This window comes from Aquimarina addita, assembly GCF_039539305.1.
Classification (GTDB): Bacteria; Bacteroidota; Bacteroidia; order Flavobacteriales; family Flavobacteriaceae; genus Aquimarina; species Aquimarina addita.
The window spans coordinates 21,430-28,254 of sequence record NZ_BAABCW010000032.1 but is presented as its reverse complement, the minus strand read 5'-3'; the positions used below and the strand labels follow the sequence as shown (position 1 = coordinate 28,254).

At 30.5% G+C, this 6,825-nt stretch carries 10 protein-coding genes; 2 read left to right on the top strand and 8 right to left on the bottom strand.

What is annotated here, in order from left to right; genetic code table 11:
* Positions 1-246 precede the first annotated feature (246 nt).
* Positions 247-780 carry a hypothetical protein gene (locus ABD816_RS21355; RefSeq protein ID WP_344930886.1) on the bottom strand — a complete coding sequence of 178 codons (534 nt, stop codon included), beginning with the start codon at positions 778-780 and terminating at the stop codon, positions 247-249.
* Positions 781-1,009: 229 nt separating this feature from the next.
* On the opposite strand from ABD816_RS21355, the gene ABD816_RS21350 reads away from it, so the two are divergent.
* A complete protein-coding gene (locus tag ABD816_RS21350) occupies positions 1,010-1,735 on the top strand; it encodes an alpha/beta fold hydrolase (RefSeq protein WP_344930884.1) in 726 nt (241 codons plus the stop codon).
* Between the two features lie 78 nt (positions 1,736-1,813).
* Here ABD816_RS21350 and ABD816_RS21345 read toward each other — a convergent pair whose 3' ends face one another.
* From ABD816_RS21345 to ABD816_RS21315, 7 genes are all read right to left on the bottom strand, one after another.
* A complete protein-coding gene (locus ABD816_RS21345; RefSeq protein WP_344930882.1) occupies positions 1,814-1,966 on the bottom strand; it encodes a YqaE/Pmp3 family membrane protein in 153 nt (50 codons plus the stop codon).
* Positions 1,967-2,004: 38 nt separating this feature from the next.
* Complete coding sequence (locus ABD816_RS21340; protein ID WP_344930881.1) at positions 2,005-2,148, bottom strand: hypothetical protein; 144 nt, start codon at positions 2,146-2,148, stop codon at positions 2,005-2,007.
* 17 nt (positions 2,149-2,165) lie between these two features.
* The gene (locus ABD816_RS21335; RefSeq protein ID WP_344930880.1) at positions 2,166-2,306 is read right to left on the bottom strand and encodes a hypothetical protein; all 141 of its coding nucleotides are present in this window, start codon (positions 2,304-2,306) and stop codon (positions 2,166-2,168) included.
* Between the two features lie 160 nt (positions 2,307-2,466).
* Positions 2,467-3,486 (bottom strand): helix-turn-helix domain-containing protein, encoded by a 1,020-nt coding sequence (locus tag ABD816_RS21330; protein ID WP_344930879.1) that lies wholly within the window; start codon positions 3,484-3,486, stop codon positions 2,467-2,469.
* A gap of 20 nt (positions 3,487-3,506) precedes the next feature.
* Positions 3,507-3,650 (bottom strand): hypothetical protein, encoded by a 144-nt coding sequence (locus ABD816_RS21325; protein ID WP_344930878.1) that lies wholly within the window; start codon positions 3,648-3,650, stop codon positions 3,507-3,509.
* A 277-nt stretch (positions 3,651-3,927) separates the two neighbouring features.
* Positions 3,928-4,374, bottom strand: coding sequence for a response regulator (locus ABD816_RS21320; RefSeq protein ID WP_344930877.1), 447 nt, complete (start codon positions 4,372-4,374; stop codon positions 3,928-3,930).
* Between the two features lie 20 nt (positions 4,375-4,394).
* Positions 4,395-4,946 carry a helix-turn-helix domain-containing protein gene (locus ABD816_RS21315; RefSeq protein ID WP_344930876.1) on the bottom strand — a complete coding sequence of 184 codons (552 nt, stop codon included), beginning with the start codon at positions 4,944-4,946 and terminating at the stop codon, positions 4,395-4,397.
* A gap of 269 nt (positions 4,947-5,215) precedes the next feature.
* Between ABD816_RS21315 and ABD816_RS21310 the strand changes: the two genes are divergently transcribed.
* Positions 5,216-6,751 (top strand): sensor histidine kinase, encoded by a 1,536-nt coding sequence (locus ABD816_RS21310; RefSeq protein ID WP_344930875.1) that lies wholly within the window; start codon positions 5,216-5,218, stop codon positions 6,749-6,751.
* The last annotated feature ends 74 nt before the right edge of the window (positions 6,752-6,825 follow it).

The following is a 6,825-nucleotide window of genomic DNA, read 5'->3' as shown; positions in this document are numbered from 1 at the left end:
CCTTTATAACCCTTCTCTAAAACTGATATATCTAAGGAATCTATAATGGTATTGACAATACGAACAGGATGATTCGCTGGAACTAAATCATCGTAACTAGGTGGTAAAAGACTTAACTGATCTTGATAGTAAGTCTTGAAGATTACTTTGCGACTCATAATCTAAATTTACAAATAGTAGAAATTTTATACAAAAAAAAGACTGCCTTTTTAGACAGCCTCACTTATTTGCTATTAAGTCAAGTTTTTAAATGGTCGTAGAACTTTTGCTATATATTACATCATCATATGCAGAAAGCGTAGTATAATGATCTTCGTTAATTGGTTCTACAGATATAATTATTTTACCTTCTTCAATAGATTTAACATACTCAGTTGATGCCGTATCTGATAATCCGGCTTTTGTTAATGCTCCTACTAGTGCTCCTCCGGCACCACCTATCCCAGCGCCAGCAAATGCAGCGACTAGGGGACCAGCAATCGCTAAACCAAGCCCAGGAATAATAACACTTGTCCCGATCGCTGCAACTGCACCGACAACTGCTCCAATTGTACCACCAATCGCACTCCCTGCGCCGGCACCTTTTAATGCCTCATCACTATTTTTTTCTACGTGTGGATTAGACGCATAAAATTTGTCTTTTGTATCTTTTGACATTAATACAGTTATGTGATCAGGTGTATATCCTAATTCTATTAAATGATCATAATACTGATTTGCAGTATGGGTATTATGAAAAATTCTGTCAACTCGATTTTCTGAAAATGCTAATGTATTCATGTTATATTTTTTTATGTGAAATATAAAGATATATACCTTTAAACCAATTCATTTGCCGTATCACTCAAAGAATTAACTCTAAAATCAAGAGAGAGTAAAATCATGGTTACCCATAAAAATGATAACGCTAACCGTAAAAAAAGTAACGGTAATAAAAAGATGTAGTAATTATTAATTGAATACGTATACTTTTGATATTTTGAAGAAATAATTAAAAAAAAATCAATTCATGAAGGTACAGAAACCAACGATAGTTTTTATACATTATTTTGGTGGTGATGGAGGAAGTTGGCAGTGGCTGGCAAGAAGATTGAGAAATAAATTTACATGCATTTCTCTTACATTACCAGGTTTTGATAATACAACATCCTTAGAAAATTTAGATGTTCCTAGTTTTGCTGATTGGATCAACACTCAGATTAATTTGTTAGAATTAAAAGAGTACATACTTTGCGGTCATTCTATGGGTGGAAAATTAGCACTATACGCAGCTCAAATTAATAAGGACTTTCCTCCTGCAAAAGTAATACTCATAGCACCATCTCCTCCTACAAAAGAAGAAATGAGCCCAGAAGAAAAAATGAGAATGTTGCACCACCCTAATACAGAAGAAGCGAGAAAAACTGTCAAAAAATCAACACGGAAAATATTAAGAAGAGCAAAATTTAAATACGCCGTAGAGAGTCAACTGAGAATAGAATCTTCGACTTGGAAATGGTGGATTAATGAAGGAATGAACGAAGATATTTCACTAATCACTAAAACAAATCAATTTCCCGTTTTTGTTATTTGTAGTAAAAAAGATCCCGTCATCACCTTAGATGTTATAAAGTCAGAAGTGCTACCCAATCTACAATTAGTCACACTTCTTACTTTAGGAAAATCCGGTCATCTCATACCCTTAGAAAATACACGGCTATTGGCTAGACATATTAAAAGAATCGGAAATACGTAAGATGTTTTGATGTCCAGCATACTTACCAATTATTTTATAGCATTTGGTTATGTTATAAAAGGCAAAAGTACTTGTGCATTAGTCATTTACTATAAATGCGTGTATCACACCCGGGAGCCAACCGATAATTGTTAAAATCAAATTAATCAGAAAAGTAGTTCCCAATCCATGTTTTAAGAAAACAGGTAATGGTGGTAGTAAAATATTCAGAATTATTGTAAGTAAAGACATGATTTGTATGTTTAATGTTAAAAAATAGGTAACTTATTTTAGTTCTTATCACTCAGCCATTTTGGAAAACGTTTTCTCTTTGTTGTTTTTCCATAAGAAGCGTGTTGCAATGTGTTATCTAAGGCTCTGTTATTACCGCTATTTTTATCCTGTGCGGTAGTATGTTGATGTAAGTTTTTCATTATAATTTATTTAATTTTTACCAAGTAAGGCTATATGCTTTTTTTAGTTTTTTAAGACCTTCTCTATTTCCTGTGATCACAACAGTTTTGTTACTTTCAATATGTGTGTCCAAGGTGTATTTTTCTGCGGAAGGTTGTAGTTTTATGTTATTTTTCATTTTTAATAAATTAATATGATCATAATGTGAATGCTGTTTATAATACTTGTTATAAAAGCCCTTTTTAAGCAACTTAAACTAAATCTAATGAATGTAAATCCATACATTGATTATAACTAATTTAAATGGTATTAAAAACAGAGATTAATAATGATTTTAGTTAGGCACTTATAGCTGGATAATTTAATTTGTCCTGATATTGTTTAGGACTGCAAGAATATTTTTCTTTAAAAATTTTAGAAAAGTAGCTTCTACTACTGAATCCAACACTATATACTACTTCTGAAATATTTAGATCGGTAGTTTTGATCAACTGCTCTGCTCTTTCTAATCTAACATTTCTAATGTAATCTGTAACCGTTCTTCCATAAAGATATTTGAACCCTTCCTGTAATTTGGCAGCAGAAATACAAGATTTATGTGTAAGGTAATTGAGTGTATATTGAACATCTACATGTTCATTAATTTCCTGAGCTAGATCTCTGATAGATTTTAATTCCAGCTTTGTCAAATTTACCGTGGGATTACCTGCATTGTTCAGATCATCTTGTTGGTGCTGAATCTCCATGGCTAAAATGAGCTGCACCATTCCTACAATTAACAATTTTCTTACGATGCCTTCTTCGGTGATCTCATTTAATTTTTTAATTTGAGTAGCAATTTTGATGTTGTAAGAACCAAGGTAAATGAAATTATTACTCTCTGAATTTTTTGCAAATGATGAGTAAATATTAGATACAATTGCAGAAGCTTCTTCCATATTATGTGGAAAATAAACAGAAATCAAACAAACCTTAATAGTAGTATCAGCCTGAAACTTAAATGAAGGTGTGTAATGTTTATCAAAAATAATAGCTGTCTGAAATTCTTCTAAGGTATATTCTTCATCCTTTCCCTGCAGACTTAAGGTGATTTGATCATTTAAGTTGTACATAAAATTTACGGGACTAGATTGTTGATCGCAGATCCTTAGTTCGAAATCTTTATAAAACTTTAAATCGAATTCAAAAAATAATTTATGATTCTGAACTTTAACGCACCTAACCGTTCCATTGGCGAACTCATTATCGACATTGATTAAGTATTCTCCACAATTATAAGAGACAGTACCTTTTAATTGTTCCTGTAATTGAGAAAAAATAGCTTCTTGATCCGTATACTCTAACGTTGAAAATCTCATGATATAAATTTTTAATTCCGTTAATAATTTGTCTTTGTAACTTTTAATTCCTCACCACAATTATTAGCAATCCTTATATTGCAAGATGCTAGTGTGGATAATTGTGGTGTTGCAGAAGGCTTTTGAAAAACTCTTCCCACTTTTGCATTTTGATTCAATAACATACTAATTGGATGAAATGATTAATATTTTTCAAAGGTGCGAGTAAACGGAGAAAAATGTTTTATATAATTTTCAGCAAGGTTTATATAATTTTCAGTTTTGCAAGTGAAAAAAGGAGTTCATGCTATATTATTCTTAAAAAATTAACACAAATAGCATTTTAAGAGTGTTGATAAGGTGTAATTCGGTAATTATATATAATGTAATATATTATATAAGGTATAATGCTTATAAATTAAAATTTCTTAAATGTATATTTAAGGCTAAGAAAAAAAAGTATTATATACTAAGCATGAAGCTTTCCCTGTCCAGATTAGAGGTGTGGTATTGCCAGTTCAGTTTTAATACGTCTTTAATGATTTTTTTGAGTTTCTTAAAATCGTTAGGCTTATTGATATAGATATTAGCTCCTTTTATGAATGTATCTTCTATATCCTGATCTGAAGAAGAGGTAGAATAAATAGCTATTAGCAAATCTTTTATAGTAGGGATTTCACGTATCTCAGTTAAACACTGTATTCCGTTTTTAATAGGCATATTAAGATCGAGAAAAACGAGATGAGGTAAGGATTGACCAGGTAAAGTAATATAATCCATAAATTCCTGACCATTACCAAATAAAAGTAAGTTGGTCTTTATATCAACCTCTTCTATTGCATCTTTAAAAAAAGTACGATCGTCTTCATCATCATCTACTAAAACTATTTTTAATGCGTCTAGATTCATAATACTGGTTATATTGGACCTTATTTATTAGCTTCTCGTTGTTTGATGATTCTTTGAAAAACTGTAGGTGTCAATCCTGTTGTTTTTTTAAACTGAGCGGATAGGTGAGCTACACTACTATATCCCAGGGTGTAAGCCACTTCAGTAAGAGTCAATCGATCTTTAATAATTAATGATTTAGCTCTATCTATCCTTTTTAAAATCACAAAGCTTTCAATAGAACTATACGTATTCTCAGAAAAGATACTAGATAAATAGGTGTAGGAATACTCAAGTTTTTCAGAAAGATATACAGATGTTTTGAACGATTTTTCAATTGTGGTATTATTGACCATTTCTGTTACAGTATCTTTAATTCGCTGAACTATCTCTGTTTTATGATCATTAATTATTTTAATTCCATACGTTGATAATAAAACGGTAAGTTCTTTTACTTCTTGAGGATTTAGTGGTTGTGTAAATTCTACTTCGCCTAAACCGTTTATCTTATAAGCAATACCAATTTTATCCAGCTGATTCTCTAGTGTTTTTCTAAAAATAATATTAATGTCATATTTTAAATAAAGCTTCATAAAATCTAACTGTCTTATCTGATACGTAAAAGTATTAAAAAGAAATGTACAAAATGTACTGTATCGATGTAATACTTCGTAATACTTGAAATAGTTGTGTAATTTTAATTTTTAAATTCAGAAAAAGAATTAATATATTTCGATATGATAAGCTAAATAGAACTATACAAAGAGTCATTGATTATTTTATAAAGTTAGCGGATAAAGTTCAAGGTTTAGATTACAATAAAATGGTTGTCAAATTATAAGTACATGGTAAATACTATAAAATGAGAGAAAACGTGCGAGCATCCTGGAGCTTTCTTAATGATATCCTTAAGAAATCTGATCACTTGATTTTTATACTAAAACCAATTAGTGATTCCAGAAAAATTGTAGATTTTACTATAGAATTTGTAACAGATAATATTACATCATTAGTAAATTTAGATATTGAAGATTTTTTAAATAATAAGATAGTTTCGGTTTTTCCCGAAATTTTAGAAAACGGTATTTTCGAAATACTAACTGCTTGTTATGGCAAGCCAGACATGGAGATATCTTTTGAAAGGAAACTAACTCTATGCCAAAAAACGGTTTGGCTTCAATGTTATGCAATACGTAAAGATGAAACTATTGTAGTCACCTGTAATAATATTACAGATTTAAAAAAATCTGATAATAAATTGAAGGCTACAAATAAACGGTTAGAATTACAGAATAAACTGCTGAATGAGGCCGAAGAAATATCAAAATCTGCTAGTTTTCAATGGAATATTTTTTCAGGTTCTTGGATAATTTCTGAGAATATAAAAAATTTATTCAATGATATACTGTGTAAGAAAATGAGAGAGGGAAACGGAATTTTTGAGATTATGCCAGTGAATGACAGAAAAAAAATCTTATCAGAAATAGAAGTTTCGAAGTATGATGATAATCTGACAGAACAGTATTTTTCTGTTTTTAATGAAAAAGAGAAACGGAATTTTTCATTAACAGGTAATTTTGTTCCTGTCAAAGGAGGTCAATTAATGCTTGGTGTAATAAAGGATATTACTGAAATTAGAAAAAATGAAATTATCATTATAAAATCAAATGAAGAACTTGTAAGAATTAATGCAGAGTTAGACTCTTTTAATCACATTGCTAGTCATGATCTCCAGGAACCTTTACGAAAAATCCAGATGTTCATTTCCAGAATAAGTGAAAAGGATATAAAAGCAATGTCTCAAAATGGGAAGAATTTTCTAACTAAAATCGAATCTTCTGCAGAGCGAATGCAGGAGTTAATAAAACATTTACTCACATATTCCAGAATAGGAAAGGCAGGTGTCGCATTTGAAAAAGTAGACTTGCAACAAACTCTGGAAGTAATTCTGGAGGATGTTTTTGATGAATCGGAAAAAGGTCGTGTCAGCCTGCAAAAAAAGCCCTTGCCTACCATTTTAGGTATTCCCTTTCTTATACATCAATTATTTTATAACATTATTACAAATGCTATAAAATACAAACATCCCGATCGAATTCTGCAATTAGAAATATCCTCTAAGATTGAATTTCATCTGGATGATCGATCATTAAAAACAAGGAAAGAAGGTCAACAATTTGTTGAGATAATTTTTAAAGATAATGGAATTGGATTTCAACAAGAACACGAACATAAAATTTTTGAACTATTCCAGCGGCTGCATCAAAAAAATGAATATAGTGGGACAGGGATTGGTTTAGCAATCTGTAAAAAAATTACAGATACACACCATGGTAAAATTAAAGCAACCGGTAATGTAAATCAGGGAGCCATCTTTAGTGTGGCATTACCAGTTTAATATCAGGTAATGTTTACAATTTTTAACCATATGAGGACAAAAAAATATGTATTGTTATAGTTTTTAATTATCAT